Here is an 18,876-nt window from a genome sequence, read left to right on the forward strand (position 1 = left end):
GTATATATAGCAAGAAAGGGGAATGGAGATGGCTGGCAAGAAAAAAATCACAATAAACGGCGTTGAAATGGAAGCGTCCGAGGAACAGACGGTGCTGCAGCTTTTGAATAACAGCTCGATTGAAGTGCCGCAAGTTTGCTATCATCCAAGCTTAGGGCCGATTGAAACATGTGATACGTGCATCGTCAGCATCAATGGTGAGCTGAAGAGGTCGTGCTCCGCTGAATTAAAGGATGGGGATGTCATTGATACGCTCTCACCTGACGTAAAAAAAGCGCAGGTGATCGGCATGGATAAGATTTTATATAATCATGAGCTTTATTGCACAGTTTGCGATTACAACAATGGGGGATGCGAAATACATAATACGGTGAAGGAAATGAAAATCAATCACCAAAGCATTCCGTTTGATCACAAGCCATACCATAAGGATGAATCCCATCCGTTTTATCGGTATGATCCAGATCAATGTATTTTGTGCGGACGCTGTGTTGAAGCGTGCCAGGACGTGCAGGTCACTGAAACGCTGACCATTGACTGGGAGCGGAAACGCCCGCGCGTCATTTGGGATAACGACGTGCCGATCAATGAGTCGTCATGTGTGTCATGCGGCCATTGTTCAACGGTCTGTCCGTGCAACGCGATGATGGAAAAAGGAATGGAAGGGGAAGCCGGATATTTAACAGGCATCAATAACGAATCGCTGCGTCCGATGATCGAGATCACGAAAGGCGTAGAGACAGGCTACGGTTCAATTCTCGCTATTTCTGATATGGAATCCGCTATGCGTGATGAACGAATCAAAAAAACGAAAACCGTCTGCACCTATTGCGGCGTCGGCTGCAGCTTTGATGTTTGGACAAAGGGCAGAGACATTCTGAAAGTCGAGCCCCAAGAGGAAGCGCCGGCCAACGGCATTTCTACTTGTGTGAAAGGAAAGTTCGGCTGGGATTTCGTCAACAGTGAAGAACGTCTGACAAAGCCGCTGATCCGAGAAGGCGAGCATTTTCGTGAAGCAGAGTGGGAGGAGGCGTTATCGCTGATCGCCAGCAAGTTCACGGAATTGAAAGAGGCGTTTGGACCGGATTCACTTGCTTTTATTACATCGTCTAAATGTACGAACGAGGAATCCTATCTCATGCAAAAGCTGGCCAGAGGAGTCATTGGCACAAACAATGTGGACAACTGCTCGCGCTATTGCCAATCTCCTGCGACTGCCGGCCTGTTTCGGACAGTCGGCTATGGCGGTGATTCAGGCTCAATAACAGATATCGCACAAGCCGACCTTGTTTTGATTATTGGTTCGAACACGTCTGAGTCGCATCCAGTCTTGTCCACTCGCATTAAACGGGCCCATAAGCTGAGAGGGCAGAAAGTGATCGTCGCGGATATCAGAAAACACGAAATGGCAGAGCGCTCCGATTTATTTGTTCAGCCGCGTGCCGGATCGGATATCGTCTGGCTGAATGCGATCGCCAAATATTTAATTGAAAACGGCAAAGCTGATGAGCGCTTTTTGCAGGAAAGAGTGAACGGACGGGATGAATATGTAAAAAGCCTGGCGCCGTACACACTTGAATATGCCGAGGAGAAAACCGGGATCAATCAAGAGACCCTTATCCAGATGGCCGAGATGATTGGGCAAGCTGACAGTGTGTGCGCATTGTGGGCGATGGGCGTGACACAGCATATTGGAGGAAGCGACACGAGCACGGCGATCTCTAATCTGCTGCTTGTGACAGGAAACTATGGAAAACCGGGAGCAGGTTCTTACCCACTGCGTGGCCATAACAATGTGCAGGGAGCAAGCGATTTCGGAAGCATGCCTGACAGACTGCCGGGCTATGAAAAGGTGACGGACGAACAAGTCCGCCAAAAATACGAACGGGTGTGGGGTGTGCCGCTGCCGAAGGAGCCGGGTATGACTAACCACGAAATGATCGAAAAAATCCATTCCGGCCAGCTGAAAGCGATGTATGTAAAAGGTGAAGAAATGGGTCTGGTGGATTCTAATATCAATCATGTGCACGCCGCATATGAAAAGCTTGATTTCTTTGTGGTGCAGGACATTTTCCTTTCACGTACAGCCGAGTTTGCTGATGTGATTCTTCCTGCGAGCCCGAGCCTTGAAAAGGAAGGAACCTTTACAAACACAGAACGCCGGATTCAGCGGCTGTATCAGGTGTTTGAACCGCTGGGCGAATCAAAGCCTGACTGGCAGATTATTATGGAGGTAGCCAATAAGCTTGGCGCCGGCTGGCACTATGAGCACCCTGCAGACATTATGGAGGAAGCAGCCAAGCTGTCGCCAATTTATGCCGGTGTCACCTATGAACGCCTTGAAGGCTACAATTCCCTGCAATGGCCTGTAAGCGCTGATGGAAAGGATTCGCCTTTACTCTTTACGGATCGCTTCCCTTTCCCGGATGGAAAAGCTATTCTTTACCCCATTCAGTGGACAGAGCCTGAGGAGTTCGGTGAGGAGTATGACATTCACGTCAACAATGGACGGCTCTTAGAGCATTTCCACGAAGGGAACCTCACCTACAAATCGAAAGGGATTTCGGAGAAAACACCGGAAGTGTTCTTAGAAATTTCTCCTGAGCTTGCGGCAGAACGAGGGATTCAGGACGGAACCCTCGTCAGACTCACATCGCCTTTTGGCAGTGTTAAAGTGAAGTGTGTGATGACTGATCGTGTCAAAGGGAAGGAAGTGTATCTGCCAATGAACGATTTAGGGGAAGCGGCGATCAACCTGCTAACAGGCAGCCATGCCGATAAGGATACCGATACGCCAGCTTACAAAGAAACCTCAGCCAAGATGGAAATTTTGAAGCGCGATGGAATCAATCCGCTGCCTAAGATCAATCACCGCAACGGCAATCCGCAGCCGCAAATCGGTGTGCAGGTTCAAAAGAAATGGGCGCGGAAGGATTATATTTTCCCTGGCGACGCAGTGAAAAGGGGGATTGGCCATAATGGCTAAAGCGATTAAACGAATTCAGAAAATCGAGGTAACCGAAGAGGATCAGCGAAAGCGTGATTTGCGGGAAATTGAAGATGCCTTAGTCGATCACAAAGAAGCGATTCTCGAAACATTGCATATGCTGGGCCATATGAACGAGCGCGGTGTCCTGCCGTTGCTCCGCGGCCTTTTTGGCCAAGGGGATAAAGTTCTTGATATCCTGGTGAAAAAAGCAGATACAGAGGAAACTGCCAACACGCTGAAAAATCTATTGCTTCTGTTTGGGACGCTCGGCATGCTGGACGTGAAACAGCTGGAGCCTCTCATTTTAAAAGTGAATGCGGGTGTGGCAAGCGCTGTAGAACAGAAAAACAGCGAAGAAAAGACAGGATATTTTGATATTATCCGCTCGCTTAAAGACCCGGAAATCAACAAATCAATTACACTGCTCTTTTCCTTTTTAAAAGGAATGGGACAAGATACAAAGGAGATGGAACGCACGACGCAGCCCCCCGAGCATCAAAAACATCATCAGGAACCACGAGAGAAAAGAGGAATGAATAAGCGAGATTGACCTCCCGCCCGAGCCGGCTTCAGCCAGCTCGGGTTTTTTTGATGAAAAGGTCTAATGGACTAGTAAAAAATATTCAAAAACTAGGAAGAAGTAAGTTTGTGATGAATGAGATAGAAATAATCGTTACTTTCTTACCTGTTAGGAAAAGGGGATATATGATTATAATGGAAATCGATTACTTTAGATGGGGGAACAATCATGAAAAAAGTCTTATTACTATTATTTGTACTGGTGATTGGGTTTTCACTTTCCGCGTGCAGCCAATCGAGCGATGCATCAGAGAAGGAAAAACCGAAAGAGAAAAAATCGCAAGAAGAGCTTGAAAAGGAACTTGATAAGGAATTGAAAAAAGGCGGTGAGCCGAAGATCAAAAAAGATGATCAAATACATAAAATAGGAGAAACAATTAAAGTAAATGATATTAATTTCACGGTGAATAAAGTGGATCGTGAACAGAATGGCCAATATGGAGATTTGGGTGGAAAAGAATCTGATAAAATAAAAACACTAAAAGGTAATGAAGAGCGGTTAATTATAGAAGTGACCCTAGAATACGTTGGAAAAGGTTCAATGGAATACAGCCGATTAGGATTAGATCTGAAAGACAAGAAGAATAAATCAGTTCGCTCAGTCATTTCATTGGAGGATAAAGGAAAAATGTTTTTAGGGGGGAATCTGGCGTCAGGAAAAAAGGTGACAGGAGTAGTTAGTTATGTAATACCCAAAGGAGAACAGAAAAATTACACATTAGTGTACAACCCTTTTTTAACAGATACTAGAAGTGATAGAATTGAAGAAAGCGCAAAATACAATATAGATTATTTGATAAAATTAGAAAAATAGCATTAAAAAAAGCACGTTTTCATCAGGGAAGAAGCGTGCTTTTTTATAGTGACAAATAAAGTGAAGGGGAGAGTGATAAAAGTGCAAACCAAATGGCTGGAACGGGCACAGCGGATTCGGGCGATCGCACAGGCGGGGCTTGCTTTTTCCAAGGATGTGTATGACAGGGAGAGGTACGAAGAGCTAATGAAGCTCAGCGTGGAAATGATGGCGGATTACTCACAGACGGACATGGAAGTTATCACTGATTTATGGAATAGGGAGAGCGGCTATCCGACGCCGAAAGCGGATGTGCGCGGCGCAGTATTTCGAGAGAATCAGATTTTGCTTGTTCGGGAGAAGCATGATGAGCTGTGGTCGCTCCCGGGCGGATTTTGCGAGATTGGTTTATCACCGGCTGAAAACGTGGTCAAGGAAATCAAAGAAGAGTCGGGGTATGATACAGAGCCGTCTCGTTTGCTAGCCGTGCTGGACAGCCAAAAACACTCTCATCCTCCTCAGCCTTATCACTATTATAAAATCTTCATCGCATGCAGTATAACGGGCGGGCAGGGGGAATCAGGGATTGAAACGAATCATGCCGCTTTTTTTTCGGAAGACAGACTCCCGCCGCTTTCTCCAAAACGAAACACACCTTCACAGCTCGGCATGCTGTTTGACTTTTTGCGCCATCCGGACAAGAAAACGATATTCGACTAAAAAAGAAAGAACCTCCGGGCTCTTTCTTTTTTATAATGTAATGTGTTTTTCGTTGGCGAGTTTCAGAAGGGTCAAAATAGAATCGGCTTCTTTATGGCCGAGTTTTTGCTTTAATTTGTTTTCCTCAACTAATCGGCTGCCATAAATCTCGACAGAGGCTTTGTCGACGACAGTATGCCAGTTTTCCTGCGTTTTTCCCTCAACAAGCGGTTTTTCATGTCTCTCAGAAAAAGAGAACACAAACAGTGCGAATGCCAGTGAAAGTAGGATGCCGACAACTAGTTTTTTGTAATCAGTCTGTGCTGCCATGTTGTTCTCTCCTTCACCTTTTACCTTCTATTTAATCATAGAACCAGTTTATTTTACATAATGGGAAAGTCATTTTTGGGAGTTAGTGCATTTGGTTGAAAACAGAGATGTTTTTTGAGCGGAGCGGTGCAATTGAATGCATATTGGATGTGCGTGCTTATGCCTAAGGTCACGTTGTGAGCCAAAACAGCAGCGCAGAATAGAAAAAAATTGAAAGATTATGGTAAGATGAACGAAATTCGAGGGGGAATATATGATGCCTGCATCGAACATCGTGATCGCCTGCCTGCTGTTATTAATTTGATTATATGTGGTAGTCCCTCTCTTTTACGAAAGCGGGAGGTGAAGTGGCACATCAATTGCTAAATTCTTTCAAGGGGAGTGACTATACATGAATGTGTTAAACCGCCGGCAAGCCTTGCAGCGAGCGCTGCTCAATGGGAAAAACAAACAGGATGCTTATCATCCGTTCCCATGGTACGAATCGATGAGAAAAGATGCGCCTGTTTCCTTTGATGAAGAAAACCAAGTGTGGAGCGTTTTTCTTTATGATGATGTCAAAAAAGTTATTGGGGATAAAGAGCTGTTTTCCAGTTACATGCCGCAGCAGACAAGCTCTATTGGAAATTCCATCATTAACATGGACCCGCCGAGGCATACAAAAATCCGTTCAGTCGTGAATAAAGCCTTCACCCCGCGCGTGATGAAGCAATGGGAACCGAGAATTCAGGAAATCACAGATGAACTGATTCAAAGTTTTCAGGGGCGTAGTGAGTTTGACCTTGTTCACGATTTTTCATACCCGCTTCCGGTTATTGTGATATCTGAGCTGCTGGGAGTGCCTTCAGAGCATATGGATCAGTTTAAAGCATGGTCTGATCTTCTGGTCAGCACACCAAAGGATAAAAGTGAAGAAGCGGAAAAAGCCTATTTGGAAGAACGAGATAAATGTGAGAAAGAACTGGCCGCGTTTTTTGCCGGCATCATAGAAGAAAAGCGAAACAAACCGGCACAGGATATTATTTCTATTTTAGTGGAAGCGGAGGAAACAGGCGAGAAGCTTTCCGGTGAAGAGCTGATTCCGTTTTGCACGCTGCTGCTCGTGGCCGGAAATGAAACCACAACAAACCTGATTTCAAATGCGATGTACAGCATATTAGAAACGCCAGGCGTTTACGAGGAACTGCGCAGCCATCCTGAATTGATGTCTCAGGCAGTTGAGGAAGCCTTACGTTTCAGAGCGCCCGCCCCGGTTTTGAGACGCATTGCCAAGCGGGATACGGAGATCGGGGGGCACCTGATGAAAGAAGGTGATATGGTTTTGGCGTTTGTGGCATCGGCAAATCGTGATGAAGCAAAGTTTGACAGACCGCACATGTTTGATATCCGCCGCCATCCCAATCCGCATATCGCGTTTGGCCATGGCATCCATTTTTGTCTTGGTGCGCCGCTTGCCCGTCTTGAAGCAAATATCGCCTTAACGTCTTTGATTTCTGCTTTTCCTCATATGGAGTGCCTCAGTATCACTCCGATTGAAAACAGCGTGATATACGGATTAAAGAGCTTCCGTGTGAAAATGTAATAGATAAGGAGACTGGAGATTCATGAAAAAATACCATATCTCGATGATCAATATCCCGGCGTACGGTCATGTCAACCCTACGCTTGCTTTAGTAGAGAAGCTTTGTGAGAAAGGGCATCGTGTCACATACGCGACGACTGAGGAGTTTGCGCCCGCTGTTCAGGAAGCGGGTGGAGAAGCATTGATCTATCATACATCCTTGAATATTGATCCTAAGCAAATCAGGGAGATGATGGAAAAGTATGATGCGCCTCTCAGTCTTTTGAAAGAATCACTCAGCATTCTGCCGCAGCTTGAAGCGTTATATAAGGATGATCAGCCTGATCTGATCATCTATGATTTTGTCGCGCTGGCTGGAAAATTGTTTGCTGACAAGTTTAATGTTCCGGTCATTAAGCTCTGTTCGTCATATGCCCAAAATGAATCCTTTCAGTTAGGAAATGAAGACATGCTGAAAAAAATAAAAGAAGCAGAGGCTGAATTCAAAGCTTACTTGGAAAAAGAGCAGTTGCCGGCTGTTTCTTTTGAACAATTAGCTGTGCCGGAGGCCTTGAATATTGTCTTTATGCCGAAATCTTTTCAAATACAGCATGAGACGTTCGATGACCGTTTCTGTTTTGTCGGCCCATCTCTTGGAAAACGGACGGAACAGGAAAGCTTGGAAATGAAAAAGGGCGATCAACCGCTTATGCTGATTTCATTGGGAACGGCGTTTAACGCCTGGCCGGAATTTTACAAGATGTGCATTGAGGCATTTCGGAATTCTTCATGGCAGGTGGTCATGTCGGTCGGAAAATCAATTGATCCAGAAAGCTTGGATGATATCCCTGCTCACTTTACCATTCGCCAAAGCGTGCCCCAGCTTGAGGTGTTAGAGAAAGCTGATTTGTTCATCTCCCATGGCGGGATGAACAGTACGATGGAAGCGATGAATGCCGGTGTACCGCTTGTCGTCATTCCGCAAATGTATGAGCAGGAGCTTACTGCTAAGCGTGTCGATGATTTAGGCCTCGGCGTTTATTTGCCGAAAGAGGAAGTGACGGTTTCCAGCCTGAAGGAAGCGGTTCAGGCAGTATCCGGTGATCAAGAGCTGCTCAGCCGCGTTAAGAATATGCAAAAGGATGTCAAAGAAGCTGGCGGAGCGGAGCGTGCGGCAGCTGAGATTGAAGCATTTATGAAAAAATCCGCTGTACCGCAGTAAACGACAAAAAACCGAAATCATCAATTCGATTTCGGTTTTTTGTTTAAATATTTTTTTTCATCCCGCATCTCCGGCATTCTCTAAGAAATTTTCCGCCTTTTACAGAGCTTTTGAACAGTGTGTAATCACAGTTGTCGCAGCGCCCGCTGCGGGCATCCGGATATTCATTGAACTCGTAAACGATCGATGTATCGTAGCCTTTTGTTTCATATTCTTCTTTTTTTGTTTCCATGTTAATCCTCCGTCAAAACGTGTCTGTTGTTTATCTTACAGCAAGCTTCCGGCGTATTCAATGGGTTTTGAAGGTTTGGGTTTATCTTGATTTCTCCCTTGGTTTGCGCCAAAATAGCTTTATTAAGCTTGTATACATAAAAAGCCTATACAAAGAGGAGAGGAATCGGGTATGGGAAAAGGGTTACATGGAAAGCGCGTGGCAATCGGGGGCTCCCGAAAAACGGAAGAAATCAGTACAATCATTGAAAAACAGGGCGGAACACCTGTCATCAGGCCTCTCCAAGGCACGGTTTACTTAGCGGAGAAGCAGGTGGAACCGGACTTGCGAACGTTTGTCGAGGAAAAAGCTGACTGGGTCATTTTCACGACAGGCATCGGCACGGAAACTCTGTTCGATATGGCAGAGAAAATCGGTCTGAAAGACGAGTTTCTGCAGGCGATTCGCCAGGCAAAAGCGGCATGTCGGGGATACAAAACCCTGTCTGTGCTGAAAAAGCTTGGGATCACACCGGAAGCTTCGGATGAAGATGGGACAACAAGAGGCTTAATCCGTTCCTTGGAGCCCCACGACTTTTCAGGGAAAAAAGTCATGGTGCAGCTTCATGGAGAAAATGCGCCGGCCCTTATCGCATTTCTTAAAGAAAAGGGCGCGTCTGTCCTGCCGATTCTTCCTTATCAGCACATTCCGCCGGAGGAGGAAACGGTGGAGCGGTTATGCGGGGAGCTGATGAATAATGATATCGACGCTGTTTGTTTTACAACGGCCATTCAGGTTCGTTCCCTGTTTGATTTTGCCAGGGAGCGAGGCTATATCAATGAAGTGAAGACAGTATTCGAAGAGCGCACCATCGCAGCTGCTGTCGGAAAAGTGACTGCTGAGGCGCTGCGGGAAGAAGGCATCACGAGACTGCTTGCGCCAGAGATTGAGCGGATGGGCGCGATGATTATTGAGCTGGCCAAATATTATGAAGAAAAGGAATAACAAGTACAAAAAGCCGCTTTCCAAGGGAAAAGCGGCTTTTGTCTGTTATTCATTCTTCTTTAGCTGCTGATGAACGGTGAATAATGACGGGTATGTCAGCACGCTTAAGATTACGCAAGTCAGCGCGGCTGAGGCCATTGTTGTAAACACGATTAAGAGCTGAAAGCGCACTGCCTGAATCGGGTCCGCTCCGGCTAGAATCTGGCCTGTCATCATGCCGGGAAGCTGGACAAGTCCCAGTGTTTTTTGGCTTTCGAGCGTCGGGATCATACTCATTTTCATCGCTGAAGTAAGAATGCGCTGTATGGATTGCTTCGGTGTGCCGCCAAGCGACAATATTAATTGAATTTCTTCTTTGCGAACGCCAACTTCTGAGCTGAGCCGATTTAAAAACAAACTCGAAAGCACCATCGAGTTTCCGATGACCATCCCGCTGATCGGAATGACATATCGTGCTGTAAGCGGAATGATATGAAGAGACAGCAGAATTCCCTGCGTCACAATTTCTACAATCGCTAATGCAGCAAACACCCTCCAGAACGAACCAATTGTATTTTTCTTTCGTTTGATGACATTTTGTGCCGCCACCGCGAGCATTAACAGCACCATCAGCAGGATAAAAACAGGGTGGTCTCCGCGAAAAATCAGAGACAAAACATAACCGATGATAAGCAGCTGCACCGCGGCGCGGATGGTGGCAATGATCATATCTTTTTCTACGCCGGCTTTAAAGGATTTTGATAAAAACAAGGCGATCAAAACAAAGATCATCGTTAAAGAGAGAGAGAGGTAATCCATTACCGAGTGCCTCCCTTCAAAAACTCTTTGGCTGCTTCATGCTGCGGAGCGGAGAAAAATGTTTCGGTTTCAGCGATTTCAAGCAGCCGCCCCTCCGCCATAAACCAAATGGTATCGGCTACTCGTTTTGCCTGCTCCATATTATGAGTGACCCACATGACTGTCCATTTTTTCTCTCGATGCTGACGTTTGATCAGTTCTTCAATCTCGAGAGCAGAAACTGGGTCCAAGGCCGACGTGATTTCGTCCAGCAATAAAATAGAGGAAGGATTTGAAATCGTTCTGGCCAGTGACAGCCTTTGCCGCTGTCCGCCCGATAAGTCTCTGGCGCTTCTGTCTAACAGCTCTGGCGAAAGCCCTGCAAGAGAAGCCAGCTTTTCTGGAGCGTACAGCTGGGATTGATGCAGCCTTTGGACCAGACTTAGATTGTCACGCACTGTCCCGTCGAGCACGGGGGCCGACTGAAACGCGAGGGCAGCCGTTCGTCTCAGCTCATTGACATTCCATTCTCTGATTTCCTTTCCATATATATTAACTTCGCCGCTGTCAGGCGTTCTCATTAAATTACACAAGGAAAGGAGGGTGCTTTTGCCTGAGCCGGAAGGGCCTAAAACGGCTACGATTGCACCCTGTTGAATGTCTCCGGTGACATCCCGCAGTACATCATAGGTTTGTCCATCTTGTTTATAGCTTTTTCTGACTGATCTGAAGGAGATCGCTGGTATGTTTTGTGTTTGATTATTTGCTTCCATTCCAATAATCACCTTTCAAAAATAAGTAGGCAGATATTATATTTAACTATACCGTGAAACAGATGCCTTTTGGTAGCAAAGATAAAGGAGAACAGGTTTTCACCTATTCTCCTGCAAATGCTACGCGGTCAGGTTTGACTGTGCTTTCTTTTTCGGTTTTCTCGGCTGTGAAGCGAAGGTATGTAACACCATCCCCGCTATAATAATGAACAAACCGGCAAATGATAATAGAGATGGGAAAACGCCTGACAGAAGAACAATTTCACCAAGCAGCGCGAAAATTACTTCACCGGATTGAGTGGCTTCAACGGCTGCGAGTTTTTGCGGATTGTCTCTTACCATATCAGTGGCCCAGAAAAATAAAACAGTCGCAATGATGCCTGAGCTGACGGCAACGATAAAGGATTGAACGGTTTGCCCCGCTGTCGGCAGGCCGTCTGACCACCAACCGTAAGCTGCTAATAGAAGCCAGAACGGAAGGCTTGCCAATGTCATTCCAAGCACGCGCTGAAATGTATCAAGCCGGCCACCGTATTCCTCGAGCATTCTCCTGTTTCCTAACGGATAGGCAAAAGCCGCAATGACAACCGGCAGCACACTGAAAAGCAGCATCTTTCCTGAAAGCGATTCCGCATGCTGAAGCTGAATCAGAGCCGCTCCAATCAGGATGATCACGGAAGTGCCAAGTGAAACCAGAGGAATCTTTTGCCGAACGAGCTGCGGACCGCCCGGCATATCTTGTTTGACATAAAACAAAGGAGACAAGAGCACACCGGCTACAATTGTAATTTGCCAGGTGCCGGCTATAAGCCATCCCGGACCGTATGCAGCCGCAAATGTGATCGGCGCGTAAAAAAGCACGAAGCCGATAAAGCTCCATTTGAGCCAAAAGAACGGCTTTTTCCGCATCTCTTGTACGAGAGGCATGAATGTCCCTCTCATGATGACAATCACACATAAAAACGGCACCATAAAAATAAAGCGCAGCGAAGAGCTCCAGAGCCAGCTGCCTCCAGATAACTCCATCGCTCTGTTTAATATAAAGGTAACGGCGAAAAAGAGTGAAGCTAAAATTCCGATAACAATAGCTTTCATGGTATCCCTCATTCTGGCATTATTTTTTATACTATACTATTTGGTATCATGCAGATCAATGGAATCGTGAGAAAAACATCATGTTTTGCGAACCGCTATGTGTGGAAGATAAAAAGGGAGGTGAAATTGATGGAAGCAAAGACACAGACATATTTTTTTCCGGATGACGGCAGGATTCCGAATCACCCTGAGTATCCGCTCGTGGTATATCAAAACGCGATTAAGAATAACAGTCAGGCAGAGCGGATCGTCACCCGGCATGGCTGGTCAAACAGCTGGTTAGGAAGTGTTTTTCCATACCATCATTATCACAGCAATACGCATGAAGTCCTGATTGCAGTTAGGGGAGAGGCTGTCATTCAGTTCGGGGGAGAAAAAGGAGCTGTCATCCCTTTCAAAACAGGCGATGCAGTCGTGATTCCAGCCGGAGTCGGTCATAAAAAGCTAAGCTCAAGTCCCGATTTTACTGTCCTTGGCGCCTATCCCGGAGGCATTCAGTATGATATGAAGACGGGAAAGCCGGATGAGTGGGAGGAAGCGGTCAAACAGATAAAGAAGGCGGCGTTGCCGGCGAATGATCCGATCACAGGAAAAAGAGAGCCTTTATTGGAAATATGGGTAAAGTGAAGGGAGAAATTGCTGGATTGTCAATAACTAGTGTCACAGAAACGTTATGACATGAGCTCCATATAAATTAATTTCATAATCGAAGCAATTCACGTTCAAATTTTGTTCAAAAAGTGTTATCATATAGAAGGTAATCGAATTGGAGTTTTTTGTGTTTGCTATTTTCAGAGAGAGTAAAGGATTTTGACTTATTCAATTGTTTATTTTTGATAAAAATAATACTGAATATGGCAAGATGAAAAACTGGGTAGTAAACATTTATTTTTGTAAATGATTGTGCACGAATTCACAATCCTTATTCTTATGCCTTAAAAGCGTGAGACAGGGAGAGGCACTACCCTTTCCAAACAAATCAGCAAACTGCTTATAGTAAAGGAGAATTGGATATGCCAGAAACAATCGATCAAACAAATGCGTCTGTCAGCCAAAGCCAGCAAGATCTTATTGATCAGCTATTAAAGCCAGAAGTTCAAGAATCATTGACTGTTTTAGTTGACCAGCTTCCGAAGCTGACTGAGTTAGTCAATATTTTAACGAAGTCTTATGATTTTGCTCAGTCTGTAGCGACTGACGAAGTGTTAAAAAACGACACAGTCGGTGCGATCACTGAAATTCTTGAGCCTGTAAAAGAAACAGCGAAAGAAGTAGCTGCGACTGCGATCGAAGCAAAAGACCGCGCGGAAGCAAGCAACGAAACAATTGGTCTTTTCGGCCTGCTGCGTATGCTGAAAGATCCTCAAGCTCAAAAGCTGTTCCGTTTTGCTAACAGCTACCTTGAAGTCATGAACGAACGCGAAAACCAAAAATAATCTCAGATTCAAATTGATATAAAGGACGGAGGATATACGATGTCAAAACATATTGTCATTCTAGGCGCTGGTTATGGCGGAGTTCTTTCTGCTCTAACAGTTCGCAAACATTACACAAAAGAACAAGCACGCGTGACAGTGGTAAACAAATACCCAACTCACCAAATCATTACGGAATTACACCGTCTTGCTGCAGGCAACGTGTCTGAAAAAGCGGTTGCTATGCCATTAGAAAAACTTTTCAAAGGCAAAGACATTGATCTTAAAATCGCGGAAGTAAACTCTTTCTCTGTTGATAAAAAAGAAGTTGCGCTTGGTGACGGTTCTACATTATCTTACGATGCGCTTGTTGTAGGTCTTGGTTCTGTAACGGCTTATTTCGGCATCCCAGGTCTTGAAGAAAACAGCATGGTGTTGAAATCTGCTGCTGATGCGAACAAAGTCTTCCAGCATGTTGAAGATCGTGTGCGCGAGTACTCTAAAACGAAAAACGAAGCAGACGCAACAATCCTTATCGGCGGAGGCGGCTTAACAGGCGTTGAGCTTGTTGGTGAGCTTGCTGACATCATGCCTAACCTTGCGAAAAAATACGGCGTAGACCATAAAGAAATCAAATTAAAACTTGTTGAAGCTGGTCCTAAGATCCTTCCTGTTCTTCCGGATGATCTTATCGAACGTGCGACTGCAAGCCTTGAAAAACGTGGCGTTGAGTTCTTAACAGGTCTCCCTGTTACAAATGTAGAAGGAAACGTAATTGATCTGAAAGACGGATCTAAAGTTGTTGCCAACACATTTGTTTGGACTGGCGGCGTACAAGGTAACCCATTAGTCGGTGAATCAGGCCTAGAAGTGAACCGCGGACGCGCGACTGTAAACGACTTCCTGCAATCTACATCTCATGAAGATGTATTCGTTGCTGGAGACAGCGCCGTTTACTTCGGACCAGACGGCCGTCCATACCCGCCAACTGCACAAATCGCATGGCAAATGGGTGAGCTGATCGGTTACAACCTATTCGCTTACCTAGAAGGCAAAACACTTGAAACATTCAAGCCAGTTAACTCTGGTACACTTGCAAGCCTTGGACGCAAAGACGCGGTTGCCATTATTGGTGCTAATTCTACACCGCTTAAAGGTCTTCCTGCTTCCTTGATGAAAGAAGCAAGTAATGTACGATATTTGACACATATTAAAGGACTTTTCAGCCTGGCTTACTAATCCTTTTAATGAATCTGGCATTGCCAAAAGCATTCCTTTCCGAGTGCTTTCTGGCAATGTCTTTTTTTATGTTTATGACAGCGTTAACATTTCATTTTCAAAAAAGAGATTGATCCCAGAGGAATATAAAGGTAAAATAAAAACAAATCAAAATGTTAACGTTAACATTTTGAAATAGAATGAAAGACGGTGAGGACATGGAACCCTTCATGGGCGAAAACTTTTTATTGAAAAATGAAACCGCTGTCAGCCTCTATCACAAGTATGCGAAAGACATGCCGATTATTGATTACCACTGCCACTTAAGCCCGAAAGAAATCTATGAAAATAAAACATTTCAAAACATCACAGAAGCCTGGCTGTATGGTGACCATTATAAATGGCGCATCATGAGAGCCAATGGAATTGAGGAGACATACATCACCGGAGATGCGCCAGATGAGGAGAAATTTATGGCTTGGGCGAAAACCGTGCCGATGGCGATCGGAAATCCGCTCTATAACTGGACCCACTTAGAATTGCAGCGTTTTTTTGGCATTTATGAGATTTTAAACGAGAACTCCGGGCCGGCTATATGGAAACGGACAAATGAACTGCTCCAAGGGGAAGGCTTCGGGGCAAGGGATTTAATCATGAAATCAAATGTAAAGGTTGTGTGCACAACGGATGACCCTGTCGATTCTCTTGAATACCATCTATTATTAAGAGAAGACAAAAATTTTCCTGTCAGCGTGCTGCCTGGATTTCGGCCGGATAAAGGACTTGAGATCAATCGTGAAGGCTTTCCGGATTGGGTGCAGTCACTTGAAGATGCCGCCGCCATATCCATTACAACCTATGATGAGTTTTTAAAAGCGTTGGAAAAACGAGTGCGATTCTTCCATTCAGCTGGGGGCAGAGTGTCTGATCACGCGATAGATTCAATGGTATTTGCCGAAACGACAAAAGAAGAAGCTGGACGGATTTTTGCTGACAGATTACAAGGAACAGAGGTTTCTTATGAGGATGAGAAGAAATTTAAGACATATACGCTTCAGTTTCTTTGCGGATTGTATGCGGAGCTCGATTGGGCGATGCAGTTTCATATCAACGCTTTAAGAAACACGAATACAAAAATGATGAAAAGGCTCGGTCCTGATACAGGCTATGATTCTATGAACGATGAAGAAATTGCGAAGCCTTTATACAAGCTGCTGAACTCAGTTGAGATGAAGAACCAGCTGCCGAAAACGATTTTATATTCACTGAATCCCAATGATAACTATGTCATTGCCAGCATGATCAACAGTTTTCAGGACGGTATTACCCCGGGAAAAATACAATTCGGTACAGCCTGGTGGTTTAACGATACTAAAGATGGAATGCTGGACCAAATGAAAGCGTTATCAAACGTTGGCCTTTTCAGCCGTTTTATCGGCATGCTTACCGATTCCAGAAGCTTTCTTTCGTATACGCGCCACGAATATTTCAGGCGAATCGTCTGCAATTTGATTGGGGAATGGGTGGAAAACGGTGAAGTGCCGTGCGATATGGAGCTTCTGGGAAGCATTGTTCAGGGGATTTGCTATGACAATGCGAAACACTACTTTCATTTTCAAGAAGAGAAATCAAACGTGTAACAAAGTGTCCGCTCAGCATCACTGAGCGGACCACTGCCCGAAAATTCTTAAGACACAGAGGTGGAACATGCGAACTGAACTGGCAAATAAGGTTGTGTCGGTCGAAACGGAAAAAAGGCTTTCGTTGAAGGAAAAAATCTCCTATGGTTTTGGTGATTTTGGCAACGGTTTTATGTTTGATCTCGGCCAGATTTATTTATTGAAGTATTTCACTGATGTAGCGGGAATTCCGGCTGCGATGGCCGGCGGCATTTTTTTAGTCAGCAAGCTGTTTGCGGCGATAACAGATCCAATTGTCGGCTCATCAATCGATTATCGCAAAAACATCGGCAAACGGGGGAAATTCAGGCCTTATTTATTAATCGGCAGCATCGTGCTCGCGGTGCTTACTGTTCTTATTTTTCTGTCTCCAAATGTATCAGCGACCGGAAAACTGATTTATGCCTATGCATCCTATATGATTTGGGGCATCGGCTATTCGTTTGTGAATATTCCCTACGGCTCATTAGGAGCAGCAATGACTCAAAATTCTGAGGACCGAACCTCCATTTCGACGTTCCGCCAAATCGGATCACTTGGCGCCTTGTTTATCACAAGTGTGGCCGTAATGCCGCTTCTCGTCAAGTTTGATAATCCGAAGGTCGGCTACCCCGTGGTCATGGGCTTGTTCGCATTACTCGGTGTGCTTTGGTTTTATATTTGCTACCGCAATTGCAAAGAGCGCGTTGTCATATCGGAAGCCCCTAAAGAAAAATTAACATTCTCATCTGTCGTCAAAACATTTATTACAAATAAACCGCTGTTAACCCTTGTCCTAATGACGATTTTTTCAATTTCCGCATACAACATCAAATCCGCCATGCTCGTCTATTTCGCACAATATAACTTGGGCAAGGTTGAATTAATGGCTTATATGAACTTCATCATTATTGGTTCTTCCTTTTTGGGCGTCGTATTCCTTCCAAAGCTCGTCAAGATGTTTGGAAAGAAACGAACGGCAATGATTGGATTTGCCATCAGTGTGGCCGCGGATCTGGTCAACTTTATGCTTCCATCTAACGTTTATGTGTTTACCATTCTCGCCAGTATCGCCTTTATCGGAATCAGTATCCCAAACGGCATCACGTGGGCTCTTGTCTCCGATATTATCGACTATGGCGAATGGAAATCCGGTGAACGGAAAGAAGCAACGACATATTCACTTTTCAATTTTTCCAGAAAGCTAGCTCAGTCTTTGTCTGGGTTTCTTTCGGGGATCGGTTTGGGGATAATCGGCTACGTGCCGAATGCAGTTCAGACAGCACAGGCACTGATCGGCATCAAAGCGCTTTTGCTTCTGTATCCGGCCATTGCTTTGGCATTGGCGATGATCATTATTGGTTTTCTTTATAAACTCACAGACCAGCAGCATGCTCAGATTGTTCAGGATCTTCATCAAAAGAGCTGACGATATAATATAAAGAATATTTGAAATAATCCGTAAATAAAATGTGTTTGCAGGGGTTTTCACTAATGGGTGCCCGGAAGCATTGAAAAGGAAGGAGGCACTTAATTGAAAACGATAACAATTGCAGCTGAAGAAGCAAAGGGACTCGTTCGGAAAAAGCTTGCCGGTGCCGGTTTGAATGAACGAGATGCTGAAAAAGTAGCAGATGTCCTCGTGCACGCTGATTTGCGCAATGTACATTCGCATGGCGTGCTGCGCACAGAACACTATGTGAACAGGCTTTCATCGGGAGGGATCAACCCTGAGGCACAGCCTGTTTTTAAAGAAACGGGGCCTGTGACCGGAGTGCTGGATGGTGATGACGGATTCGGCCATGTGATTTGTGATATGGCAATGGACCATGCAATTGTCATGGCCAAGAAAAATGGTGTCGGCATGGTCACGGCCGTCAACAGCAGCCATTGCGGAGCGCTAAGCTATTTTGTGCAAAAAGCGGCTGACGAAAAACTGATCGGATTGGCAATGACGCATACGGACAGTATCGTTGTCCCGTTTGGAGGGAGGGCTCCTTTTTTAGGGACAAATCCGATTGCTTACGGTGTTCCGGCTAAGCATAAAAAACCGCTTATCCTCGATATGGCGACGTCCAAAGTGGCTTTCGGGAAGATTCTGCAGGCCCGTGAAGAGGACAAGGAAATTCCTGAAGGATGGGGAGTCGATGAAAACGGAGAAGCAGTAACGGATCCTGACAAGGTTGTTTCACTTTCAACATTCGGAGGCCCGAAAGGCTATGGACTATCGATTGTGGTGGATGTGTTTTCCGGATTGCTTGCTGGCGCGGCTTTTGGCCCTCATATTGCGAAAATGTACAGCGGCCTTGATCAAAAAAGAAAGCTGGGGCATTACGTTTGCGCGATCAATCCCTCCTTTTTTACCGACCGGGATACGTTTTTAGAGCAGATGGATGCCATGCTTCATGAACTGCAGCAGTCTCCTCCAGCTGCTGGAGTCGAGAGAGTGTTTGTGCCTGGTGAGATCGAGCAGCTGCATGAAGAAAGAAATAAGGAACACGGAATATCAATTGCTCGGAGTGTGTATGAATTCTTAAAAAGCAGGTGAGAA

Annotated in this window: 18 protein-coding genes; 13 read left to right on the plus strand and 5 right to left on the minus strand. The window is 45.3% G+C overall.

Annotated elements, in window-relative coordinates; genetic code table 11:
- Positions 1-28 precede the first annotated feature (28 nt).
- The 4 genes from fdhF to MY9_RS06760 all read left to right on the plus strand — a co-directional run bounded on the left by fdhF (position 29) and on the right by MY9_RS06760 (position 5,081).
- Positions 29-2,986: a formate dehydrogenase subunit alpha gene (gene fdhF / locus MY9_RS06745; RefSeq protein WP_014663598.1), complete on the plus strand. Its 2,958-nt coding sequence runs from the start codon at positions 29-31 to the stop codon at positions 2,984-2,986.
- Positions 2,979-3,539 carry a DUF1641 domain-containing protein gene (locus tag MY9_RS06750; RefSeq protein WP_014663599.1) on the plus strand — a complete coding sequence of 187 codons (561 nt, stop codon included), beginning with the start codon at positions 2,979-2,981 and terminating at the stop codon, positions 3,537-3,539. Before fdhF ends, MY9_RS06750 begins: the two co-directional genes overlap by 8 nt.
- Positions 3,540-3,737: 198 nt before the next feature.
- Positions 3,738-4,382 carry a DUF4352 domain-containing protein gene (locus MY9_RS06755; RefSeq protein ID WP_014663600.1) on the plus strand — a complete coding sequence of 215 codons (645 nt, stop codon included), beginning with the start codon at positions 3,738-3,740 and terminating at the stop codon, positions 4,380-4,382.
- A 72-nt stretch (positions 4,383-4,454) separates the two neighbouring features.
- A complete protein-coding gene (locus MY9_RS06760) occupies positions 4,455-5,081 on the plus strand; it encodes an NUDIX hydrolase (protein ID WP_081483612.1) in 627 nt (208 codons plus the stop codon).
- Between the two features lie 30 nt (positions 5,082-5,111).
- Here MY9_RS06760 and MY9_RS06765 read toward each other — a convergent pair whose 3' ends face one another.
- Positions 5,112-5,390 carry a hypothetical protein gene (locus MY9_RS06765; RefSeq protein WP_014663602.1) on the minus strand — a complete coding sequence of 93 codons (279 nt, stop codon included), beginning with the start codon at positions 5,388-5,390 and terminating at the stop codon, positions 5,112-5,114.
- Positions 5,391-5,781: 391 nt separating this feature from the next.
- Here MY9_RS06765 and yjiB point away from each other — a divergent pair, with 391 nt between their 5' ends.
- Positions 5,782-6,972, plus strand: coding sequence for a monooxygenase YjiB (yjiB, locus tag MY9_RS06770; protein WP_014663603.1), 1,191 nt, complete (start codon positions 5,782-5,784; stop codon positions 6,970-6,972).
- Positions 6,973-6,994: 22 nt separating this feature from the next.
- The gene (locus MY9_RS06775; RefSeq protein WP_014663604.1) at positions 6,995-8,173 is read left to right on the plus strand and encodes a glycosyltransferase; all 1,179 of its coding nucleotides are present in this window, start codon (positions 6,995-6,997) and stop codon (positions 8,171-8,173) included.
- Between the two features lie 43 nt (positions 8,174-8,216).
- On the opposite strand, the gene MY9_RS06780 is transcribed toward MY9_RS06775, so the two are convergent.
- On the minus strand, positions 8,217-8,405 hold the full coding sequence (locus MY9_RS06780) for a hypothetical protein (protein WP_003232781.1): 189 nt from the start codon (positions 8,403-8,405) through the stop codon (positions 8,217-8,219).
- A 171-nt stretch (positions 8,406-8,576) separates the two neighbouring features.
- Here MY9_RS06780 and MY9_RS06785 point away from each other — a divergent pair, with 171 nt between their 5' ends.
- Entirely contained in the window at positions 8,577-9,389 is an 813-nt protein-coding gene (locus MY9_RS06785; protein ID WP_014663605.1) for a uroporphyrinogen-III synthase, read from the plus strand.
- 45 nt (positions 9,390-9,434) lie between these two features.
- Here the strand turns inward: MY9_RS06785 and MY9_RS06790 are convergent, their stop codons facing one another.
- The 3 genes from MY9_RS06790 to MY9_RS06800 all read right to left on the minus strand — a co-directional run bounded on the left by MY9_RS06790 (position 9,435) and on the right by MY9_RS06800 (position 12,034).
- Positions 9,435-10,187 carry an ABC transporter permease gene (locus MY9_RS06790; protein ID WP_014663606.1) on the minus strand — a complete coding sequence of 251 codons (753 nt, stop codon included), beginning with the start codon at positions 10,185-10,187 and terminating at the stop codon, positions 9,435-9,437.
- The gene (locus MY9_RS06795) at positions 10,187-10,939 is read right to left on the minus strand and encodes an ABC transporter ATP-binding protein (RefSeq protein ID WP_014663607.1); all 753 of its coding nucleotides are present in this window, start codon (positions 10,937-10,939) and stop codon (positions 10,187-10,189) included. The genes MY9_RS06790 and MY9_RS06795 overlap by 1 nt, the downstream gene beginning before the upstream one ends.
- A gap of 120 nt (positions 10,940-11,059) precedes the next feature.
- Positions 11,060-12,034, minus strand: a complete 975-nt coding sequence (locus MY9_RS06800; RefSeq protein WP_014663608.1) for a DMT family transporter — start codon at positions 12,032-12,034, stop codon at positions 11,060-11,062.
- Between the two features lie 129 nt (positions 12,035-12,163).
- Between MY9_RS06800 and MY9_RS06805 the strand changes: the two genes are divergently transcribed.
- The 6 genes from MY9_RS06805 to allD all read left to right on the plus strand — a co-directional run bounded on the left by MY9_RS06805 (position 12,164) and on the right by allD (position 18,873).
- Positions 12,164-12,661: a cupin domain-containing protein gene (locus MY9_RS06805; RefSeq protein WP_014663609.1), complete on the plus strand. Its 498-nt coding sequence runs from the start codon at positions 12,164-12,166 to the stop codon at positions 12,659-12,661.
- A gap of 386 nt (positions 12,662-13,047) precedes the next feature.
- On the plus strand, positions 13,048-13,470 hold the full coding sequence (locus tag MY9_RS06810) for a DUF1641 domain-containing protein (protein WP_014663610.1): 423 nt from the start codon (positions 13,048-13,050) through the stop codon (positions 13,468-13,470).
- Between the two features lie 39 nt (positions 13,471-13,509).
- Positions 13,510-14,688 (plus strand): NAD(P)/FAD-dependent oxidoreductase, encoded by a 1,179-nt coding sequence (locus MY9_RS06815; RefSeq protein WP_014663611.1) that lies wholly within the window; start codon positions 13,510-13,512, stop codon positions 14,686-14,688.
- A gap of 197 nt (positions 14,689-14,885) precedes the next feature.
- Positions 14,886-16,307, plus strand: a complete 1,422-nt coding sequence (gene uxaC / locus MY9_RS06820; protein ID WP_041521304.1) for a glucuronate isomerase — start codon at positions 14,886-14,888, stop codon at positions 16,305-16,307.
- 67 nt (positions 16,308-16,374) lie between these two features.
- Positions 16,375-17,754 (plus strand): MFS transporter, encoded by a 1,380-nt coding sequence (locus MY9_RS06825; protein ID WP_014663614.1) that lies wholly within the window; start codon positions 16,375-16,377, stop codon positions 17,752-17,754.
- 105 nt (positions 17,755-17,859) lie between these two features.
- The gene (gene allD, locus MY9_RS06830) at positions 17,860-18,873 is read left to right on the plus strand and encodes an ureidoglycolate dehydrogenase (RefSeq protein WP_014663615.1); all 1,014 of its coding nucleotides are present in this window, start codon (positions 17,860-17,862) and stop codon (positions 18,871-18,873) included.
- Positions 18,874-18,876 lie beyond the last annotated feature (3 nt).

Source organism: Bacillus sp. JS (genome assembly GCF_000259365.1).
GTDB lineage: Bacteria > Bacillota > Bacilli > Bacillales > Bacillaceae > Bacillus > Bacillus stercoris.